This window comes from Bremerella sp. JC817 (assembly GCF_040718835.1).
Taxonomy (GTDB): domain Bacteria; phylum Planctomycetota; class Planctomycetia; order Pirellulales; family Pirellulaceae; genus Bremerella.
Genome location: NZ_JBFEFG010000085.1, coordinates 1 through 309 on the forward strand (window position 1 = coordinate 1; position 309 = coordinate 309).

1 protein-coding gene is annotated in these 309 nt (G+C 60.8%); it reads right to left on the reverse strand.

What is annotated here, in order from left to right; genetic code table 11:
* A partial coding sequence (locus AB1L30_RS00400) for a hypothetical protein (RefSeq protein WP_367011377.1) occupies positions 1-309 on the reverse strand: 309 nt, incomplete at both ends.

Consider the following 309-nt stretch of genomic DNA (forward strand, 5'->3'; position numbering starts at 1 on the left):
CCAGCCGCAACGGCGGCTTCGGAATGGGTATTGGCCATGGCATGGTCTGCTTCGAGCGAGAGAATCCGTTTTTCGGTGCGGGCAATCGTTTCCGGCAAATCGCGTAAAGCCCGGCGGGCGGGGAACTGCTCGTCGGCGTGGTTTTTCCTGAGGATGGATAAGCGTTGCAGCTCGGAATCGGCCTCGGCCAGCGTCAATACCGCCGGATTGCCGGAGGCGATGGCTTTTACTTCCGCATACGATAATTCCTGGCCGCCGATGTCGTCAGCCGAACGCTGGGTGACATCGCCCGTCATCACCTGCCCGATG